Source organism: Serratia sp. EWG9 (assembly GCF_019913725.1).
In the GTDB taxonomy this organism is placed as follows: Bacteria; Pseudomonadota; Gammaproteobacteria; order Enterobacterales; family Enterobacteriaceae; genus Serratia; species Serratia ureilytica.
In genome coordinates, this window is the sequence record NZ_JADNRO010000002.1 from 405843 (window position 1) to 425373 (window position 19531).

15 protein-coding genes are annotated in these 19531 nt (G+C 62.2%); 2 read left to right on the plus strand and 13 right to left on the minus strand.

The features are described 5' to 3' along the window. Positions 1-2: 2 nt before the first annotated feature. From rsmA to lptD, 4 genes are all read right to left on the minus strand, one after another. On the minus strand, positions 3-821 hold the full coding sequence (gene rsmA, locus ITX55_RS07365) for a 16S rRNA (adenine(1518)-N(6)/adenine(1519)-N(6))-dimethyltransferase RsmA (protein ID WP_033641833.1): 819 nt from the start codon (positions 819-821) through the stop codon (positions 3-5). Next, on the minus strand, positions 814-1815 hold the full coding sequence (gene pdxA, locus ITX55_RS07370) for a 4-hydroxythreonine-4-phosphate dehydrogenase PdxA (RefSeq protein ID WP_370632599.1): 1002 nt from the start codon (positions 1813-1815) through the stop codon (positions 814-816). Before pdxA ends, rsmA begins: the two co-directional genes overlap by 8 nt. Continuing rightward, positions 1793-3094, minus strand: coding sequence for a peptidylprolyl isomerase SurA (surA, locus tag ITX55_RS07375; protein WP_089191173.1), 1302 nt, complete (start codon positions 3092-3094; stop codon positions 1793-1795). The genes pdxA and surA overlap by 23 nt, the downstream gene beginning before the upstream one ends. Positions 3095-3159: 65 nt before the next feature. Further along, the gene (gene lptD, locus ITX55_RS07380; protein WP_021505352.1) at positions 3160-5520 is read right to left on the minus strand and encodes an LPS assembly protein LptD; all 2361 of its coding nucleotides are present in this window, start codon (positions 5518-5520) and stop codon (positions 3160-3162) included. A gap of 228 nt (positions 5521-5748) precedes the next feature. On the opposite strand from lptD, the gene djlA reads away from it, so the two are divergent. Beyond that, positions 5749-6570, plus strand: a complete 822-nt coding sequence (gene djlA, locus ITX55_RS07385) for a co-chaperone DjlA (protein WP_025301546.1) — start codon at positions 5749-5751, stop codon at positions 6568-6570. Between the two features lie 143 nt (positions 6571-6713). Here djlA and rluA read toward each other — a convergent pair whose 3' ends face one another. The 3 genes from rluA to ITX55_RS07400 all read right to left on the minus strand — a co-directional run bounded on the left by rluA (position 6714) and on the right by ITX55_RS07400 (position 12942). Beyond that, positions 6714-7364: a bifunctional tRNA pseudouridine(32) synthase/23S rRNA pseudouridine(746) synthase RluA gene (rluA, locus tag ITX55_RS07390; RefSeq protein ID WP_072626719.1), complete on the minus strand. Its 651-nt coding sequence runs from the start codon at positions 7362-7364 to the stop codon at positions 6714-6716. Positions 7365-7421: 57 nt separating this feature from the next. Continuing rightward, a complete protein-coding gene (gene rapA / locus ITX55_RS07395; protein WP_047025192.1) occupies positions 7422-10328 on the minus strand; it encodes an RNA polymerase-associated protein RapA in 2907 nt (968 codons plus the stop codon). 247 nt (positions 10329-10575) lie between these two features. Then, complete coding sequence (locus ITX55_RS07400; protein ID WP_108680165.1) at positions 10576-12942, minus strand: DNA polymerase II; 2367 nt, start codon at positions 12940-12942, stop codon at positions 10576-10578. 215 nt (positions 12943-13157) lie between these two features. Here ITX55_RS07400 and ITX55_RS07405 point away from each other — a divergent pair, with 215 nt between their 5' ends. Next, positions 13158-13928 carry a DedA family protein gene (locus ITX55_RS07405; protein ID WP_046688224.1) on the plus strand — a complete coding sequence of 257 codons (771 nt, stop codon included), beginning with the start codon at positions 13158-13160 and terminating at the stop codon, positions 13926-13928. 27 nt (positions 13929-13955) lie between these two features. Here ITX55_RS07405 and ilvN read toward each other — a convergent pair whose 3' ends face one another. The 6 genes from ilvN to thiB all read right to left on the minus strand — a co-directional run bounded on the left by ilvN (position 13956) and on the right by thiB (position 19520). Then, positions 13956-14249 (minus strand): acetolactate synthase small subunit, encoded by a 294-nt coding sequence (gene ilvN / locus ITX55_RS07410; protein ID WP_033641839.1) that lies wholly within the window; start codon positions 14247-14249, stop codon positions 13956-13958. A gap of 3 nt (positions 14250-14252) precedes the next feature. After that, positions 14253-15947, minus strand: a complete 1695-nt coding sequence (gene ilvB, locus ITX55_RS07415; protein WP_108680166.1) for an acetolactate synthase large subunit — start codon at positions 15945-15947, stop codon at positions 14253-14255. 111 nt (positions 15948-16058) lie between these two features. Next, positions 16059-16172 carry an ilvB operon leader peptide IvbL gene (gene ivbL, locus ITX55_RS07420; RefSeq protein WP_232094364.1) on the minus strand — a complete coding sequence of 38 codons (114 nt, stop codon included), beginning with the start codon at positions 16170-16172 and terminating at the stop codon, positions 16059-16061. Between the two features lie 87 nt (positions 16173-16259). Next, the gene (gene thiQ / locus ITX55_RS07425; protein ID WP_033641841.1) at positions 16260-16964 is read right to left on the minus strand and encodes a thiamine ABC transporter ATP-binding protein ThiQ; all 705 of its coding nucleotides are present in this window, start codon (positions 16962-16964) and stop codon (positions 16260-16262) included. Continuing rightward, positions 16951-18558, minus strand: a complete 1608-nt coding sequence (gene thiP / locus ITX55_RS07430; protein WP_108680167.1) for a thiamine/thiamine pyrophosphate ABC transporter permease ThiP — start codon at positions 18556-18558, stop codon at positions 16951-16953. The genes thiQ and thiP overlap by 14 nt, the downstream gene beginning before the upstream one ends. Next, complete coding sequence (gene thiB / locus ITX55_RS07435) at positions 18534-19520, minus strand: thiamine ABC transporter substrate binding subunit (RefSeq protein ID WP_042783680.1); 987 nt, start codon at positions 19518-19520, stop codon at positions 18534-18536. The genes thiP and thiB overlap by 25 nt, the downstream gene beginning before the upstream one ends. Between the last annotated feature and the right edge of the window lie 11 nt (positions 19521-19531).

The window sequence follows — 19531 nt, forward strand, 5'->3', positions numbered from 1 at the left end:
CCTTATTGCTGCGGCGCCGGATTGGCTGACAGCCAGTTCGCCAGCTTGCAGTACTGCGCCACAGAAATATTCTCTGCTCTGAGCGAAGGATCGACGCCCAGCTCCGTCAGCTGCTCCGGCGTGAACAGATCGCCCAGGCTATTGCGGATGGTTTTCCGCCGCTGATTGAACGCCTGCGTGGTGATGCGGCTCAGCATGCGCACGTCGCCCACCGGGTTCGGCAGCTCGGTGTGCGGGACCAGGCGCACCACGGCGGAATCGACCTTCGGCGGCGGCGCGAACGCGGTCGGCGGCACTTCCAGCACCGGGATGACGTTGCAGTAGTACTGCGCCATCACGGTCAAACGCCCGTAGGCCTTGCTGTTAGGGCCGGCGACCAGACGGTTGACCACCTCTTTCTGCAACATAAAGTGCATGTCGCGGATTGCCTGAGTATAGCTGAAAAGGTGGAACATCAGCGGCGTCGAAATATTGTACGGCAGGTTACCAAATACGCGCAGCGGTTGGCCAGCCTCCTCGGCCAGTTCGGCGAAATTCACCGTCATGGCGTCCTGCTGGCGGATGGTCAGCTTGTCTTTCAGCTGCGGGTGATTCTCCAGCCGAGTGGCCAGATCGCGGTCCAGTTCGATCACCGTCATGCGGTCCATGCGCGCGCCGACCGGTTCGGTCAAGGCGCCGAGGCCGGGGCCGATCTCGACCACCGCTTCGCCCGGCTGCGGGTGAATGGCGGAGACAATGCTATCGATGACAAACTGATCGGTTAAAAAGTTTTGTCCAAAGCGTTTGCGGGCAAAGTGCCCTTGGTGGACTCTGTTATTCATTACAATTAATTATCATTTTAATGGCGAGATTCAGGGCCGTTTGGAAACTGCCGACATCGGCGGTGCCGGTGCCGGCCAGTTCCAGAGCGGTACCGTGGTCGACCGAGGTGCGTATGAAAGGCAAACCGAGGGTGATATTCACCGCGCGGCCGAACCCTTGGTATTTTAGCACCGGCAGCCCCTGATCGTGATACATCGCCAGCACCGCATCGGCATCTTGCAGATATTTGGGCTGGAACAGGGTGTCCGCCGGCAGCGGGCCGACAAGATGGATACCGTCAGCGCGCAGCGCGTCGAGCGCCGGGATGATGGTGTCTATCTCTTCGCGCCCCATATGGCCGCCTTCCCCGGCGTGGGGATTCAGACCGCAGACGTAAATGTGCGGCTGGGCGATGCCAAATTTGGTTTTCAGATCGTGGTCGAGGATGCGAATGACTTCGAACAGGCTCTGCTGCGTGATGGCGCCCGGCACCGCCAGCAGCGGCAGGTGGGTGGTCGCCAGCGCCACGCGCAGCTCTTCGGTCGCGAGCATCATCACCACGCGATCGCAGCGGCTGCGATCGGCAAAGAATTCGGTATGGCCGATAAACGGCACGCCGGCGTCGTTGATCACGCCCTTGTTCACCGGGCCGGTGATCAGCGCAGCGAATTCGCCGTTCAGGCAACCGTCGCAGGCGCGTGCCAGGGTTTCCACCACGTAGGCGCTGTTGCCGACGTTCAGTTCACCGGCGGTAACCGGCTGAGCGAGCGGCACCGGCAGCACGGTCAGCGTGCCGGCGCGTTGCGCCTCGGCCGGCTGCTGCGGCTGGTAGTCGCGCAGCGTCAGCGGCAGGCCCAAACGCTTGGCGCGTTCAAGCAACAGGGCCGGATCGGCGCACACCACCAGCTCAACAGGCCAATCCTGTTGCGCCAGGGCGGCTACCAAATCCGGCCCCACCCCGGCGGGTTCGCCGGGGGTAATGACGACGCGTTTATTGCTGTGCATCGCTGCCATCGAGGATCTTCACGTAAGCCTGGGCGCGCTGTTCCTGCATCCAGGTCTGCGCCTCTTCGGCGAACTTACGGTTGAACAGCATGCGGTAAGCGCGATCTTTCTGCGCGGCGTCGGTCTTATCCACCTGACGGGTATCCAGCAGCTGAATCAGGTGCCAACCGAAGGAAGAGTGCACCGGCGCGCTGATCTCACCTTTGCTCAGCTTGAGCAACGCATCGCGGAAGGCGGGATCGTAGATGTCCGGGGAAGCCCAGCCCAGATCGCCGCCCTGCATGGCGGAACCCGGATCCTGCGACAGCTGTTTGGCTTCGTCGGCGAATTTGGCGCGGCCGCTCTTGATGGCTTCCGCAACGGATTGCAGTTTGGCGCGCGCCTGGTCGTCGGTCAGCACCACCGAAGGTTTCAGCAGGATGTGACGGGCGTGCACTTCGGTGACCGACACCGACTGGCTGGCGCCGCGGATGTCGTTCACTTTCAGGATGTGGAAGCCGACGCCGGAACGGATTGGGCCGACGACGTCGCCTTTCTTGGCGCTGACCAGGCGTTCAGCGAACAGGGTCGGGATCTCTTGCAGCTTGCCCCAGCCCATGTTGCCGCCTTTCAGCGCCTGAGAGTCGGCGGAGTAAGTGATCGCTAGCTTGCCGAAGTCGGCGCCGCTGTTGATCTCGCCCACCAGGCGTTTGGCCAGCTCTTCGGCTTTGTCGACCTGCTGCTGCGACGGGTTCTCCGGCAGCGGGATCAGGATGTGGCTGATGTTCATTTCGGTGTCGCTGCCGTTCTGCGCACCCACCTGTTTGGCCAGCGCGTCCACTTCCTGCGGCAGGATGGTGACGCGGCGGCGCACTTCGTTGTTGCGCACTTCGGAGATCAGCATCTCTTTGCGGATCTGCGCTCGGTAGGTGTTGTAGTTCAGCCCTTCGTACGACAGGCGGCTGCGCAGCTGATCGACGTTCATGCGGTTCTGCGCGGCGATGTTGGCGATCGCTTTGTCCAGATCGGCGTCGGAGACGGTGATGCCCATTTTCTTGGCCATCTGCAGCTGGATGTTATCCATGATCAGACGTTCGATGATCTGATGGCGCAGCGTCTTGTCGTCCGGCAGTTGCTGACCAGCCTGCTGGGCGTTGAGCTTCACCGACTGCAACAGTCCGTTGACGTCGCTTTCGAGTACCACGCCGTTATCCACGACGGCGGCGACTTTATCCACTTCTTGGGGTGCTGCGAACGCGGCATTGGCGCAAACCACCAATCCGAGAATAAGCGTTCTCCAGTTCTTCATACATTTCCCATTATGTAATCCGCAAATGCGGGTGAAAGTTCTCGTTTTCAAAGTGTTGCAAAGCGTCAGAATGCGCGCTGATACGGCAGAATGCCGGAGCGCAGCATTTCTGCGGAGCCGAGACTATGATCGCTGCTCAGGCCGCGCAGTTCGACGTTGAACGAAACTCTGTTGTCGTAAACGCTGGTATTGTTGCTGTTGTTCCAGTCGGTGATCTTGCGCTCATAGCCCAGCGTCACCGCCCAGCAGCAGGTGTTGTACTTCAGCCCCACCAGCTGATCGGCGGATTGTTTGGCGCGGGTGTCGTAGTAGTACGCCCCGACCACCGCCCAACGATCGGCGATCGGCCAACTGCCGGTGATGCCCACCTGCGAGATGCCGTCCTGGAAGGCCGGAACCGTTTTGGTGTTCAACGCCGTCTGGATATATTCCGGCGTGGCGTAACGGTAGTTCAGCTGCACTACGCGCTCGGCATCCTGGCGGTATTCCACCACGCCGTTGCCCAGCGAGACGCTGTTCAGGCGGGTGTCGTACTGCAGGCCGCCGCGCAGGCCCCAACGATCGTCGATTTTCCAATAGGTATCGCCGGCCCAGGCCACGCTGCCGGTATCGTCGTTGTTGTCGTACCCGGTTACCCGATCGCCGGTGCGCGAACGGCTGAAGTAGTAGATTTGACCCACGGAAGCGTTAAAACGTTCAACCAGCGCGTCATCATAAATGCGCGTGGTCAAACCGGTAGACACGCGGTTCTGCGAAGCGATGCGATCCAGGCCGCTGTAGGTGCGATCGCGGAACAGGCCGGAGTAGTCGGTCTGCAGCAGCGTGGTGTCGTAGGTGTAGATGTTGCTCTGGTCGCGGTACGGCACGTACAGGTACTGCACGCGCGGCTCCAGCGTCTGGGTGGCGCCTTCGGCCCAGATCATCGGCCGCTCGAACACCAGCTTGCCGTCGACCTTGAACTGCGGCAGTACGCGGTTGACCGAATCATCGAGCTCAGGCGCGGCAGCGTTTTTGCGGCTCTGGTAGTTGGCGGCGAAACCGTCAGGAATATCCTGCTGGTAATGGGTCGCCATCACCTTGGCTTCGGTGTTCAGGCTGGCCCAGCCGTTGGTGAGCGGCAGACTCAGCGTCGGCTCCATATGCAGACGGGTGGCGTCAGGGCTATATGGGTTGACGCTGGTGAACTTGGCCGCCTGGCCGTAAATATGGAAATCGAACGGGCCGAGATCGTTCTTGTAGTAATTCAGATCCAACTGCGGCTGGACTTTATACGAGTCCGACTGTGAGCGATCGGTATCGTCGTAAATCTGGAACTGCTTGGAGCTCAGCGTGGCGTTCCAGTTTTCGTTGGCGTAGCCGAGGCTGAATTTCTGCGTGGCGTAGCCGTCGGTGGTGGAGCCGTATTTGGAGTCCAGATCGGTGAAGTACTTGGAATCGCTGACCTTGGTGTAATCGACGTTGAAGCGCCACACCTGATCCATAACGCCGTTGTGGTTCCAGTAGAACAGCCAGCGTTTGTTGTCGTCATGATCTTTGCCGTATTCCTTGTCGTCCGGCAACCAGTCGAACTCCATCAGGCCGAGGCCCGGCTGCACCAGATAACGGAACTCGGTCTGCCACTGCAGGCCGCGCTTGGACATATAGTGCGGGGTAATGGTGGCGTCGTAGTTCGGCGCGATGTTCCAGTAGTACGGCAACATGAACTCGAAGCCGTTGTTGCTGCCGTACTTGGCGTTCGGGATCAGGAAGCCGGAACGGCGCTTGTCGCCGACCGGCAGCTGCAGGTACGGGCTGTAGAACACCGGCACGCCGCCGATGCGGAAGCGGGCGTTCCATATTTCCGCCACCTGCTCTTCGCGATCGTGGATCACTTCGGAACCGACCACGCTCCAGCTGTCGTCGCCCGGCAGACAGGAGGTAAAGGTGCCGTTTTCCAGGATGGTGTAACGGTTGGCGCCGCGCATTTTCATCTTGTCGGCGTCGCCGCGTCCCTGACGGCCTACCATCTGGTAGTCGCCTTCATAGACGTCGGTATCTTTGGTATTCAGGTTAGACCAGGCCTTCGGGCCTTTCAGTTTGATCTGATTGTCGCTGTAGTGCACGTCGCCGGTGGCGGTGACGGTACGCACCGGTTCCGTCTGGCCGGGGTTTTGCGTCTGATTCAGCTCAACTTCTTTGGCGGTCAGGGTGCTGTTGCCCTGCTCGATATGCACGTTGCCGCTGAACAGGGCGCTTTTTGGGTAGTCGGCGCGCGAGTCATCGGCATTGATGGTCACCGGCTGGCTGTTCGGATCGCCGCTGACCAAAGGCTTGTCGTAAACAGGAACGCCAAGCATGCATTGCTCGGCCAGATCAGCCAGCGCATGCTGACTGTAGAGTGCCGTCCAAATCATCGTGGCCAGCAGTGTTGGGAAACTTTTTTTCATACGCGGTTTTGGTGTTCCGTCATCAGAGGCGTCGTGTCCGGCAAACGGTCAGAGACTATATTACTCATCTGCGTTGCGCTAGTGCTAAATCCAGCCGTTTACTTGCGTCGTCGTTAGGCGCAAAGATAAATGACAGGTATGATAATCCAAATTCTAGGAAAAATCGCCTGCGCCCTTTCCTGAAACGGAGGAGAGCGGGCGGCTTTCGGCATGATAATTGAGGAGTATATGCAGTATTGGGGAAAACTGCTCGGCGTCATCGTCGCCATCTGGTCTGGCGCGGGATTCTGGGGTGTAGTTCTGGGGCTGATTATCGGTCATATGATCGATACGGCGCGCAGCAACAAGCGCAGCCGGGGTTTTTTCACCGACCAGCAAACGCGGCAAACGCTGTTTTTCCGCACCACTTTTCAGGTTATGGGCCACCTGACCAAATCCAAAGGACGCGTCACCGAGGCGGATATCCAGATCGCCAGCCTGTTCATGGATCGCCTGCAGCTGCATGGCGAAGCCCGCACTGCGGCGCAGCAGGCGTTCCGCGAGGGCAAACAGAGCCAGTTCCCGCTGCGTGAGACGCTGCAGCAGTTCCGCAGCATCTGTTTCGGCCGCTTCGATCTGATTCGGATGTTTCTGGAAATTCAGATTCAGGCGGCGTTCGCCGACGGCTCGCTGCACCCGAACGAACGTCAGGTGCTGTATGTCATCGCCGAAGAGCTGGGCATTTCGCGCGCGCAGTTCGATCAGTTCCTCAGCATGATGGAGGGCGGGCGTCAGTTCGGCGGCGGTCAGCAGGGCGGGTATTCGCAAGGCGGTTATCAGCAGGCTCAGCGCGGCCCGACGCTCGACGATGCGTGCAAGGTGCTCGGCGTGCGCAGCAGCGACGATGCCGCCACCATCAAACGCGCCTACCGCAAGCTGATGAGCGAACACCATCCGGATAAGCTGGTGGCGAAAGGCTTGCCGCCGGAGATGATGGAAATGGCCAAGCAGAAAGCGCAGGAGATCCAGGCGGCGTACGACCTGATCAAACGCGAGAAAGGTTTTAAATAACGATACCCGTCATACTTCGAGCTGCAGGTGTGTTGGCTGCCCGCGCTTACCCCGGTCACGTACTTTTTGTACGCTCCCGGGGCTGCGCTTAGTTGCCGCCTTCCTGCAACTCGAATTATTTAGGGCATCCCAGGGTGATGAGCTCAGAAATCCGGCTCGGCGCGAAAGTGCATCGGCGTCTGGAAGGCGGGGTGGGTGATGCGCAGCTCTTGCGCATGCAGCTGCAGCCGCGGCGCCATCTCTTTGGCCTCCGGTGGGGCGTAGAAACCGTCACCGAGGATCGGGTGTCCCAGCGCCAGCATGTGCACCCGCAGCTGATGCGAGCGGCCGGTGATCGGCGTCAGCTTCACGCGGGTGCTGCCGTCGGCGTCGCGCGACAGCACCAGATATTCCGTCTGCGCCGCTTTGCCGGTGTCAAAACACACCTTTTGCAGCGGCCGGTTCGGCCAGTCGCAGATCAGCGGCAAATCCACCAACCCTTCGTCATGCGCCATATGCCCCCAAACGCGGGCGATATAGGATTTCTTCGGTTCGCGTTCGCGGAACTGACGCTTCAGCTCACGCTCGGCGGCCTTGTTGAGCGCCACCACGATCACCCCGCTGGTGGCCATATCCAGCCGGTGCACCGATTCGGCGGCCGGATGATCGGCCTGAATGCGGGTCATCAGGCTGTCTTTGTTTTCCGGCGCGCGGCCGGGCACCGACAGCAAGCCGCTGGGCTTGTTGACCACCATGATGTGTTCATCCTGATACAGGATGTGCAGCGGGTCCTGCGGGGGATTGTAGGGTTCCATCTTGGCTCCGCGAAAAGGGCCGAACGGGGAGGCAACCACCTCCCCGCGTCGCGCCGGTTACTGGTGGGTGACCACCACCAGACGAATGGCGTCGAGACGCCAGCCGGCTTCATTGAGGTTGGCCAGCACCTGACGGCGGTTGAACTCCAGCGTCTCGACTTCGTCGTCGCGGATGTTCGGGTTGACCGCCTTCAGCGCTTCCAGACGCGCCAGCTCGGCGCTCAGCTTGTCGTCCGCCTCTTGCTTCGCCTGCTCGATAAGCGTGCGTGCCTGCGCTTCCACCAGGCTTTCCGCCTGCTGCAGCATGGCGTGCACGTCTTGCTGCACGGCGTTGACCAGCTTGCTGGAGGTGTGGCGGTTGACCGCGTTCAACTGGCGGTTGAAGCTTTCGAACTCGACCTGCGCCGCCAGGTTGGTGCCCTTGCGGTCCATCAGCATGCGGATCGGCGTCGGCGGCAGGAAGCGGGTCAGCTGCAGATGCTTCGGCGCCTGGGCTTCCACCACGTACACCAGCTCAACCAGCAAGGTGCCGACCGGCAACGCTTTGTTTTTCAACAAGGACACCGCACAACTGCCGGTATCGCCGGACAGGATAAGATCCAGACCGTTGCGGATGATCGGGTGTTCCCAGCTGACGAACTGCGCGTCTTCGCGCGACAGTGCCTGATCGCGATCGAAGGTGACGGTGCAGCCGTCCTGCGGCAGGCCCGGGAAGTCCGGCACCAGCATATGGTCGGACGGCGTGAGCACGATCAGGTTGTCGCTGCGATCTTCCTGATTGATGCCGACGATGTCGAACAGGTTGAGCGCGAAGCCCACCAGGTTAACGTCGTTATCTTGCTCGGCGATGGCGGCGGCCAGCGCCTGGGCTTTGTCGCCGCCGTTGGAGTGCATCTCCAGCAGGCGGTCGCGGCCTTGTTCCAGCTGCGCTTTCAACTGATCATGCTGTTGGCGGCAGGCGTGGATGAATTCGTCCAGGCCCTCCTGCTCGGTCGGCGCGGCCAGATAGCCGATCAACTGCTCGTAGCAGCTGTCGTAGATGGTGCGGCCGGTCGGGCAGGTGTGTTCGAAGGCGTCGAGCCCTTCGTGGAACCAGCGGCCCAGCACCGCCTGTGCGGTGTGCTCCAGGTAAGGCACCATGATTTGGATATCGTGCATCTGGCCGATACGGTCCAGACGGCCGATGCGCTGTTCCAGCAGATCCGGGTTGAACGGCAGATCGAACATCACCAGTTGGCTGGCGAACTGGAAGTTGCGGCCTTCGGAACCGATCTCGGAACACAGCAGTACCTGCGCGCCTTCCTCTTCGGAGGCGAAGTAGGCGGCGGCGCGGTCGCGCTCGATGATCGACAGCCCTTCGTGGAACACCGCGGCGCGGATCGCTTCACGCTCGCGCAGCACCTGCTCCAGCTGCAACGCGGTATCGGCTTTAGCGCAGATCACCAGCACTTTTTCGTTGCGGTTGGCCAGCAGGTAATCCAGCAACCATTCGACGCGCGGGTCGAAGTTCCACCAGGTGGCGTTTTCGCCTTCGAATTCCTGGTAGATCTGCTCCGGATACAGCATGTCGCGCGCGCGCGCTTCGACGGATTTCTTGGCGCCCATGATGCCGGACACTTTGATCGCGGTCTGATACTGGGTCGGCAACGGCAGCTTGATCTGGTGCAGGTTGCGGTGCGGGAAGCCCTTCACGCCGTTGCGGGTGTTGCGGAACAGCACGCGGCTGGTGCCGTGACGATCCATCAGCATGGCCACCAGCTCCTGGCGCGCCTGCTCGGCGTTGTCGCCTTCGCTGTTGGCCGCTTTGAGCAGCGGTTCGATGTCCTGCTCGTCGATCAGCTCGCCCAGCAGGTTCAGCTTGTCGTCGGCCAGGCGTTCACCGCTCAGCAGCAGGGTGACGGCGTCGGCCACCGGACGGTATTTCTGCTGTTCGGCGACGAACTCGCCGTAGTCGTGGAAACGGTTCGGATCGAGCAGGCGCAGGCGCGCAAAGTGGCTCTGTTGGCCCAGCTGTTCCGGGGTGGCGGTCAGCAGCAGCACGCCGGGGATATGCTCGGCCAGCTGTTCGATCACCTGATATTCGCGGCTCGGCGCTTCTTCGCTCCAGGCCAGGTGGTGCGCTTCATCGACCACCAGCAGATCCCACTGGGCGTCCGCCAGCTCTTCCAGGCGCTGCTTGTTGCGGCGCACGAAGTCCAGCGAGCAGATCACCAGCTGTTCGGTCTCGAACGGGTTGCTGCTGTCGAGCTTGGCTTCGGCGTAGCGGCTGTCGTCGAACAGCGAGAAGTAGAGGTTGAAGCGGCGCATCATCTCCACCAGCCACTGGTGCTGCAGCGTTTCCGGCACCACGATCAGCACGCGTTCGGCGCGGCCCGCCAGAAGTTGCTGGTGGATGATCATGCCGGCTTCGATGGTTTTGCCGAGGCCGACTTCGTCCGCCAGCAGAACGCGCGGCGCATGGCGCTGGCCGACTTCATGGGCGATGTGCAGCTGGTGCGGGATCAGGCTGGCGCGCATGCCGCGCAGGCCGGCGAACGGCAGGCGATACTGCTCGCTCTGGTATTTGCGGGCGCGAAAACGCAGCGCGAAACGATCCATGCGGTCGATTTGGCCGGCGAACAGGCGATCCTGCGGCTTGCTGAAGGTCAGTTTGCTGTCCAGCAGCACTTCGCGCATCGCCACGCCGCTTTCCTGGGTGTCCAGGCGGGTGCCGATATAGGTCAACAGACCGTTTTCCTCTTTCACCTCTTCCACCTGCAGCTGCCATCCCTCGTGGCTGCTGACGGTATCGCCCGGGTTGAACATCACGCGGGTGATCGGCGAATCGTTTCTGGCATAGAGGCGGTTTTCACCGGTGGCGGGGAAAAGCAGGGTAATCATGCGCGCATCCAGCGCCACGACGGTGCCCAGTCCTAATTCGCTTTCCGTGTCGCTGATCCAGCGTTGACCAAGAGTAAAAGGCATATATTGTCGGCTCGATTCTTTGTAAGTAAGTCTTGTTACCGGGCGGGAAGGGCCGCGGCACCTGTACTGAACATCGGTTAATCCCGGTTTGTTTTAAATTTGACGGGCAATAGCCGTTCACGCCATGCAGACGTCGCGAGACGGCAGGGCTAAGCGTGGTTCAGTTTTGGGAAGGGCGCTATGGTAATGGAAGGCGGCGCGTTCGTCACCTGCAAAACCGGATGATTTTTCTTAACCTGGCGCAATCTCAAAACAGCCCCATCTGCCCGGTGACCAGCGTGGTGAAGTCGTCGTGCAAGAAAGGGAGTATAGCGTCTGCCACCGGTTGCAGCTGACGTTCGAGGTAGTGCTGATAATCGATGGGCGAATGGCGGGTTTCCAGCGGTTCCGGCCCGGCGACGGTCATCACGTAGCTGATCCAGCCGCCGTTCTGATACTGCAGCGGCCGCCCCTGACTGCGGTTGTAGTCGTCGGCGATGCGCGCGGCGCGGGCGTGCGGCGGCACGTTGCGCTGATAGTCGTCGAGCTTTCTGCGCAGCCGTTTGCGGTACACCAATTGATCGTCGAAGTCGCCGTTCAGGGTTTTGCCGACGTAGTCACGCACATAGTCCTGGTAGGGCTGTTGTTTGAAGATGCGCTGATAGAGCTGCTGCTGGAACTGCTGCGCCAGCGGCGTCCAGTCGGTGCGCACCGTTTCCAGGCCTTTGTACACCATCTCTTCCTGGCCGTCGGCGCGCGCGATCAGGCCGGCGTAGCGTTTCTTGCTGCCCTGCTCGGCGCCGCGAATGGTCGGCATCAGGAAGCGGGAATAGTGGGTTTCGAACTCCAGCTCCAGCGCGTTCTCCAGCCCGAACTGCTGCTGCAGATGCTGCTGCCACCAGGCGTTGACCCGTTGCACCAGCGCCCGGCCGATCTGCGCCGCCTGTTGCTCGTCATGCGGCTGTTTCAGCCAGACGAAGGTGGAGTCGGTGTCGCCGTAAATCACCTGATAGCCTTCGGCTTCGATCAGCTCGCGGGTTTGGCGCATGATCTCGTGGCCGCGCAGGGTGATTGACGACGCCAGCCGCGGATCGAAGAAGCGGCAGCCGCTCGATCCCAGCACGCCGTAAAGCGCGTTCATGATGATCTTCAGCGCCTGTGACAGCGGCTTGTTGTGCTGGCGTTTGGCGGCCTCGCGCCCTTGCCAGATCTGCTCGACGATCGCCGGCAGGCAGTGTTTGCTGCGCGAGAAGCGGGCGTTGCGAAAGCCGGGCACCGAGTCGGCGTCGTTTGGGTGGCGCATGCCTTCCACCAACCCGACCGGATCGATCAAGAAGGTGCGGATGATCGACGGGTACAGACTTTTATAGTCCAGCACCAGCACCGAGTCGTACAGGCCGGGCCGGGAATCCATCACAAAGCCGCCGGGGCTGTGTTCCTCCGGCTGTTCGCCGAGGTTGGGGGCGACAAAGCCCAGGCGATGCATGCGCGGCATATAGAGGTGGCTGAAGGCCGCCACCGATCCGCCGCTGCGATCGGCCGCCAGCCCGGTGACGGTGGCGCGCTCCAGCAGGAAGTTGAGCAGGTCGGCCTTGGCGAAAATCCGCGTCACCAGCTCGCAGTCTTTCAGGTTGTAGCGGGCCAGCGCCGGCTTGTCTTCGGCGAAGCGCCGGTCGATCTCCGCCATGCGCTGATAAGGGTTGTCGATCGCCTTGCCTTCGCCCAGCAGTTCCTGCGAAACGTATTCCAGGCTGAAGGAGGGAAAATTCCAGGTGGCGGATTTCAGCGCCTCGATGCCGTCGATGATCAGGCGGCCGGCGGCGGCGGCGAAAAAGTGATTCTGCTTGAAACCATGCTCGCGCCATTCTAGTAGATTGCCGCCGCGCCCCAGCCGCAGCGGGATTTGGTAGCGCTCGGCGTGCTTTTGCAGCACCCGCAGATCGAACTGCACCAGGTTCCAGCCGATGATGGCGTCGGGATCGTGACGCTCCAGCCACGCGTTCAGCCGTTCCAGCAGTTGGGGGCGGCTGGCGCAGTATTCCAGATCGAAATCCAGCGGCTCATCGCCGCCGTTGGCCGGCCCCAGCATGTAGACCTGCCGCTGGCCGCATCCTTCCAGCGCGATGGAGTAAAGCTCGCCGTGGGCGGTGGTTTCGATATCCAGCGACACCAGTTTTAGCGTTGGGCGGTACTCCGGCGCCGGCTTCATTTGGCCGCTGAGCAACGGCCCATTGCCGTCGCCCAGGCCGTTGAACCATACCGGCGCGGTAATGAAGCGTTCCATCAGGTAGCGCTCGGGCGGGCGAATGTCGGCCTCGTAGACCGCAACGCCGCCTTCCCGCAGCAGTTTTTCCAGCTTGATGAGCTGACGGTGCTGGCGGCAGTACAGCCCCAGCATCGGGCGGTGATGAAAATCCGTCAGCGCCAGCGGTTTCAGTTCGACTTGCCGCTCTTCTCGCAGCAGCAGTTCCGCGCGCTGTCTTTGTTCGGCGGGGATAAACGCCACCGAGGTTTGCGGCGGCAGACGCAGCTGGCGCGGGCCCGCGTCGGTCGCCAGCCAAAATTCGACCTCGGTGCCGGCGGGCGTGTCGCGCCAGTGGCGAGTAAGCAGGAACCCCTGTTGCAGTGCTGTCATAACCCCTTCGTTTTCCGCCGGGCGGCGTGTGCGACGTTCAGCGTGATGTCGGTTTTGGCGCTAATATAGATAAATTACAGTATGGGTTTTTATACAGTCATTGTCCATTGCCGCGCGGCGTTGCCAAATACGCATACAATTCATCGATTGACTCGCCAGCGGCGGCGCTGGAAAATCCTCGGCCCCGTTTGGCACGAATAATCCACAGAGGTGTAATGGAAGCCTATTTACAAGATTTGATCACCCAGTCACTGGCTTTCACTCTGATGGTCGTTCTGCTGGTCGCTTTTCTGGAGTCGTTGGCGCTGGTGGGGCTGCTGTTGCCCGGCACGGTGATGATGGCCAGCATCGGCGCGCTGATCGGCAGCGGCAAGGTGGATTTTTACTACGCCTGGGCGGCGGGCATCGTCGGCTGCCTGCTCGGCGATTGGATCTCCTATTTCGTCGGTCGCGCCTTTAAGGGGCCTTTGCACCGCTGGTCGTTCCTGAAGAAGAACAAAGCGCTGCTCGACAAAACCGAACATGCCTTGCACCAGCACAGCATGGCGACCATTTTGATCGGCCGCTTCGTTGGCCCGACGCGCCCGCTGGTACCGATGGTGGCCGGCATGCTCGATTTGCCGCCGTACAAGTTTGCGTTGCCGAACATCATCGGTTGCCTGACCTGGCCGCCGGTCTATTTCTTCCCCGGCATTCTGGCGGGGGTGGCGATCGATATCCCCGCCGACGCCAACAGCGCGACGTTCAAGTGGCTGTTGCTCGCGGCGGCGCTGCTGGTCTGGCTGGCGGTGTGGCTAAGCTGGCGCTGGTGGCGCGAGGGCAAGCGCAACGCCGATCGGCTGAGCCGTTGGCTGACGCCGCTGCGGCTGCGCGTGGTGTGCGGATTGAGTTGGCTGGCGGCGTTGGCGGTCGGCTATTTGCTGAGCCAACAGCCGCTGATGCCGGTGTACCGGCATCTGTTGTGGCAGGTGCTGTCCGGGCAATGATTGCGGGGGCATTAGCCCCCGTTCGCCTTACTGGAAGAACGCTTCCAGCTGTTCAAATACCCGCACGTCTTCGCTGTGGCGCTTCACCCGCAGCACGTCTTCCAGCTTTTCCACCTGGCTTATCATTTGTTCCAGCCGTTGATCGTCGGCGACCAATAGCCAAATGCGGCTCTGTTGGCCGTCTTTCAACGGCAGACACAGAATGCCTTCGACGTTGAACGCGCGGCGGGCGAACAGCCCGCAAACGTGCGACATCACGCCGGGATGGTTGCGCACCGCCAGCTCCAGGATCACCTGTGGTTTATCTTGTGGTTGCAGCATGGCTTATTCTCCAATCATGTCGATGTTGGCGGCGCCCGGCGGCACCATCGGGAACACTTTTTCGTTGATATCGATCAGCGCGTGGATCAGGCAGGGACCCGGGCGCTGGATCGCCTCAGCCAGTGCCGCCTGAGGATCTTCCGCGGCGTTCAGATCGCAGGTATCCAGCCCGAATCCGGCGGCGATTTTCAGGAAGTCGGTACGCTTCGGATAGGCGGCGGCGAAGATGCGCTGTTGGTAGAACAGGGTTTGCTGTTGGTGCACCAGCCCCAGCGCCTGGTTGTTCATCAAAATGATTTTCACGTCCAGATCGTGCTCGACCGCGGTGGCCATTTCCTGAATGTTCATCATCAGGCTGCCGTCGCCGGAGAAGCACAGCACTTTACGTTCGGGCTCCGCCAACGCCGCGCCGATCGCCGCCGGCAGACCGAAGCCCATGGTGCCCAGGCCGCCCGACGTCAGCCACTGGCGCGGCCGGCTCAGCGGATAGGCCTGCGCTACCCACATCTGATGCTGACCCACGTCGGTGGTGATGATGGCGCTGTCGTCCACGCAGCGCGCGGCGGCCAGCACCAGGCCGTAATGGCTCAGCGGATCGTCGGCGTTCGGCATGTTGAACGGGAATTCGCGCTTCAGATCGTTGACGGTGTTCAGCCACGCGCTGCGCGGCTGCGTGTCGATCTGCGGCAGCAGCTGTTGCAGCACCTGGCCGACGTCGGCATGGATCGCCACGTTGGCCTGTTTGACCTTGCCCAGTTCGGCGCGGTCGATATCTACGTGGATGATGGCGGCGTTAGGGCAGAACTGCTCGGTTTTACCGATTGCCCGATCGTCGAAGCGCGCGCCCAGCACGATCAGCAGATCGGCCTCCTGCAGAATGAAGTTGGTGCTGCGCGCCGCGTGCATGCCCAGCATGCCCAGCGACAGCGGGTGTTCCACCGGCATCGCGCCCAGCGCCATCAGCGTCATGGTGGTGGGCAGACCGGCGCGCTCGGCCAGCTCCAGCGCTTGCCGGTGAGCGTCGGCGCAGATGATGCCGCCGCCCAGGTAGAGGATGGGGCGTTTCGCCTGATTGATCATCGCGGCGGCCTGCGAAACCAGCGCCGGATCGAAGCTCGGGGCGGCGTCCGGCATGGCGATCGGCGGCAACTCTTCCAGGGTGATGGTGGCGGTCTGCACGTCTTTCGGCACATCGATCCAGACCGGGCCGGGGCGGCCGGACTCGGCGATGCGGAACGCGTCGCTAATCACCTGCGGCAGCTCGCGGATATCGCGCACCAGATGGTTGTGCTTGGTGATCGGGATGGAAATGCCGTAGGTGTCCACTTCCTGGAAGGCGTCGGTGCCGATCATCGAGGAAGGTACCTGCCCGGTGATGCACACCAGCGGAATGGAGTCGAGCTTGGCATCGGCGATGGCGGTGACCAGGTTGGTGGCGCCCGGCCCGCTGGAGGCGATGCACACCGCCGCTTTGCCGTTGGCGCGCGCCATGCCTTGCGCCATAAAGCCCGCGCCCTGTTCGTGGCGCGCCAGCACGTGGTGAATGCGGGTGCTTTGGCTCAGCGCGTCATACAGCGGCAGCGCGGCGCCGCCGGGAATGCCGGCGACGGTGGTGATGCCCTGACGCTCCAGCAGATGAACGATCAATTGTGCGCCGGTGAAGCGGGTACTCGGTTGAGGCGTGCCCGAAGTTGCCATGTTCCTGTCCTTTCTCAAGGCCGGTGAGCTTTTCTGGGCAGGGTGCTAAAACAAGAAACCCCGCCCGGTTTGCGCCGGCGGGGTTTGGGAATCGATGCGTTGATTCGGACCCTACGGCGCATTGCCGACGACCACCACCATACGCACGACGACCACCGCGGCTGGTAGCGCGGTAACTAGTAGGGTCGAAGTCAGCGAGGATGCGATCACAGGGAACCTTATCATCAGTAAAAAAAGTCAGGTTTTTATAAAACACAGGCGCAAAATTCGCACAACAGGTTTATTGGCGCAGCATAAAAAACGCGCGTCAGATCACGCTTTACCCGAAATGCCTAGCACGTGCGCTTCGGGGGCGCTGCCGTCCAGCAGGGCCTGCGTCGGGCCGTCGTAGTAGATGCGGCCGTCGACCACCAGCAGCGTGCGCGGCGCGATGCGCGCGGCGTCGTCGAGGTTGTGCGACACCATCAGCAGCGTCAGGTCGCGCTGTTCGCACACCGTCTGCAGCAGCTGCAGCATCTCGTTGCGCAGCGCCGGATCGAGCGCCGAGAAGGGTTCGTCGAGCAGCAGGATCGGCCGCCGGCGAATCAAACAGCGCGCCAGCGCGGCGCGCTGACGCTGACCGCCGGAAAGCTGCGCCGGCAGGCGATCCAGGTGTTCTTCCAGGCCGACCTGACGGGCGATGTGTTCTCGCTGTTGACGTTGCTGCGCAGTCAAGCGCAGACCGGGATCCAACCCCAACCCGATGTTCTGCGCCACCGTCAGGTGAGCGAACAGGTTGTTTTCCTGAAACAGCATCGACACCGGCCGTTTGGCCGGCGGCGTGGCGGTGTGGTCTTCGCCGTTCAGCAGCAGCCGGCCGCTGGCCGCCGGCAGAAAACCGGCGATCAGGCTCAACAGGGTGCTTTTACCGGCGCCGCTGGGGCCGAGCACCGCGACGCGCTCGCCCGGCTGGATGCGCAGATCAAAGCGCATCGGCAGGTGTTCATACAGATAGGTCAGTTTTTCAAGCGTCAGCATGGCGGCCCGGTAAGCGTTCAATCAGGGTAAACAGCAGGAAGCACAGCAGCAGCAACAGCAGCGCGGTCACCGCCCCGTCCTGGCTGCGGTAGGCGCCAATCTGCTGATACAGGTAAAAAGGCAGGGTACGGAAATGCTCGTTGCCAAACAAGGCGACCACGCCGAAATCGCCGATCGACAGCACGCAGGCGAAGGCCAGCGCCTGCGCCAGCGGGCGGCGCAGGGCGCGCAGTTCAATCAGCCGCAGCCGTCGCCAGCCGCGGATATCCAGCGACAGGCACAGCGGGTTGTAACGTTCGGCGAGGTCGCGCATCGGGTTCTCCAACACCTTCAGCGCATAGGGCACCGCCATCAGCGCATTGGTGAGGATCACCAGCGCATAGGGCGACTGTGGCAACCCGATCGTATCGTTCAGCAGCAGGAAGAACCCGGTGGCCAGCACGATGCCCGGCATCGCCAGGATCACCATGCCGCTCAGCTCCAGCGCTTGGCCGCCGCGCAGCTGCTGCCGCAGTTTCAGCTCGCGGCTGCTCCACAGCAGCATCATCGTGAGCGCCACGCACAGCGCTCCGGCGCCAAGGGCGATGCGCAGCGACGTGAACAGCGCCTGCCACAGCACCGGCTGGCGCAGCACGCTGACGATAGCCTGATTGGCGCCGTCGGCGATCACCGCCAGCAGAGGCGGCAGCAGCAGCAACAGCGCGGCGGCGATCAGCAGAAAATCGCTGATGCGCCGCCACAGGCTGTCTTCCGGGTTGCGCCAGCGCTGGGCGTGGGTATGCCCTACCGGCAATGCCTGGCTCAGGCGTTGGCTGATCAGCACCAGCCCCAGACAACAGCCCAGTTGGATCAGCGCCAGCAGGGCGGCGCGGCCCAGATCGTAGTCGTAACTCAGCGCCTGGTAGATCGCCAGCTCGATGGTGGTGGCCTGCGGCCCGCCGCCCAGTGACAGCACGGTGGCGAAGCTGGCGAAGCACAGCATGAAGATCAGCGCGCCGCTCGGCAGGATTTGGCGGCGCAGCGCCGGCCATTCGACGAAGCGGAACTGCTGCCAGCCGTTCATGCCCAGCTGGGCGGCCAGCTGGCGCTGTTCCACCGGAATGTTCTCCAGCGCCTGCAGCAACAGGCGGGTAGCCAGCGGCAGGTTAAAGAACAGGTGCGCCAGCAGAATGCCCTGCAGCCCGTAGGGCGAGAAATCATACTCGACGCCCAGCCAGCCGCACAGCGTCGCCAGCCAGCCCTGGCGCCCATAGACGCTGAGCAGGCCGAACACCGCCACCAGCACCGGCAGCACCAGCGTCATGGCGCACAGTCGCAGCAGCAACTGCCGGCCGGGGAAACGACGCCGGTAGAGCGCGCGCGCCAGCAGAATGGCGGGCAGCACCGAAATCAGCGCCGACAGCAGCGCCTGCAGGAAAGTGAAGCGCACCACGTGCCACAGGTAGCTGTCCTGCCACAGGCCGCGCCAGTCGCTGTCCGGCGCGTGACGCCACAGCGAGCCCATCGCCAGCGCGGCGACCAGCAGGATCATGCCGGCGGCCAGCAGCCCCGGCCAGAGCCAGCGGGGGATCAGCGGCTGACGGCGGTTTGCCATGCCCGGATCCAGCCGCCGCGTTGTGTGGCCACCTCTTCGGCGCTGTATTGCAGCGCGGTATGCGGCACGTTCATCTGTTCAAAGCCGACGGGCAGCGGGGTGTTGATCACCGGGTACATCCAGTTGCCGGTCGGGATGGTGTTCTGGAACGCCGGCGTCACCATGAACTGCATGAAACGCTCCGCCAGCTCAGGCTGTTTGGCGGCCTTCAGTTTGCCGGCCACTTCCACCTGCAGGTAGTGGCCTTCGCTGAACGTGGCGGCGGCGTAGCGGTCTTTTTTCTCGGCGATCAGATGATAGGCGGGGGAGGTGGTGTAGCTGAGCACCAGATCGCCTTCGCCTTTCAGGAACAGGCCGTAGGCTTCGCTCCAGCCTTTGGTGACGGTCACGGTCTTTTTCGCCAACTGCTGCCAGGCGGCCGGCGCCTTGTCGCCATACACTTTTTGCATCCACAGCAGCAGGCCGAGGCCCGGCGTGCTGGTGCGCGGATCTTCGTAGATCACCTTCCAGTCACGATCGCTGCTGACCAGCTCCTGCAGGCTTTTCGGCGGGTTCTTCAGTTTTTCCTTGTCGTAGACGAAGGCGAAATACCCGTAGTCGTAAGGCACGAAGGTCGCGTCCTGCCAGCCGCCCGGCACCGTCAGTTTGGCGGTGTCCACGCCGCTCGGCGCGAACAGGCCGGTTTGCTGCGCCGCCTGCAGCAGGTTGTTGTCCAGCCCCAGCACCACGTCGGCGGCGCTGTTCTTGCCTTCCATGCGCAGGCGGTTCAGCAGTGAGACGCCGTCTTCCAGCGCCACGAACTTCAGCTCACAGTCGCACTCGGCTTCGAAGGCTTTTTTCACCGCCGGGCCTGGGCCCCAGTCGGCGGCGAAGGAATCGTAGGTGTAAACCGTCAGCGTCGGCTTGGCGAACACCGGTGCGGCGCACAGCAGCAATAAGCAGGGCAGATATTTTTTGACCACGTTGCACTCCT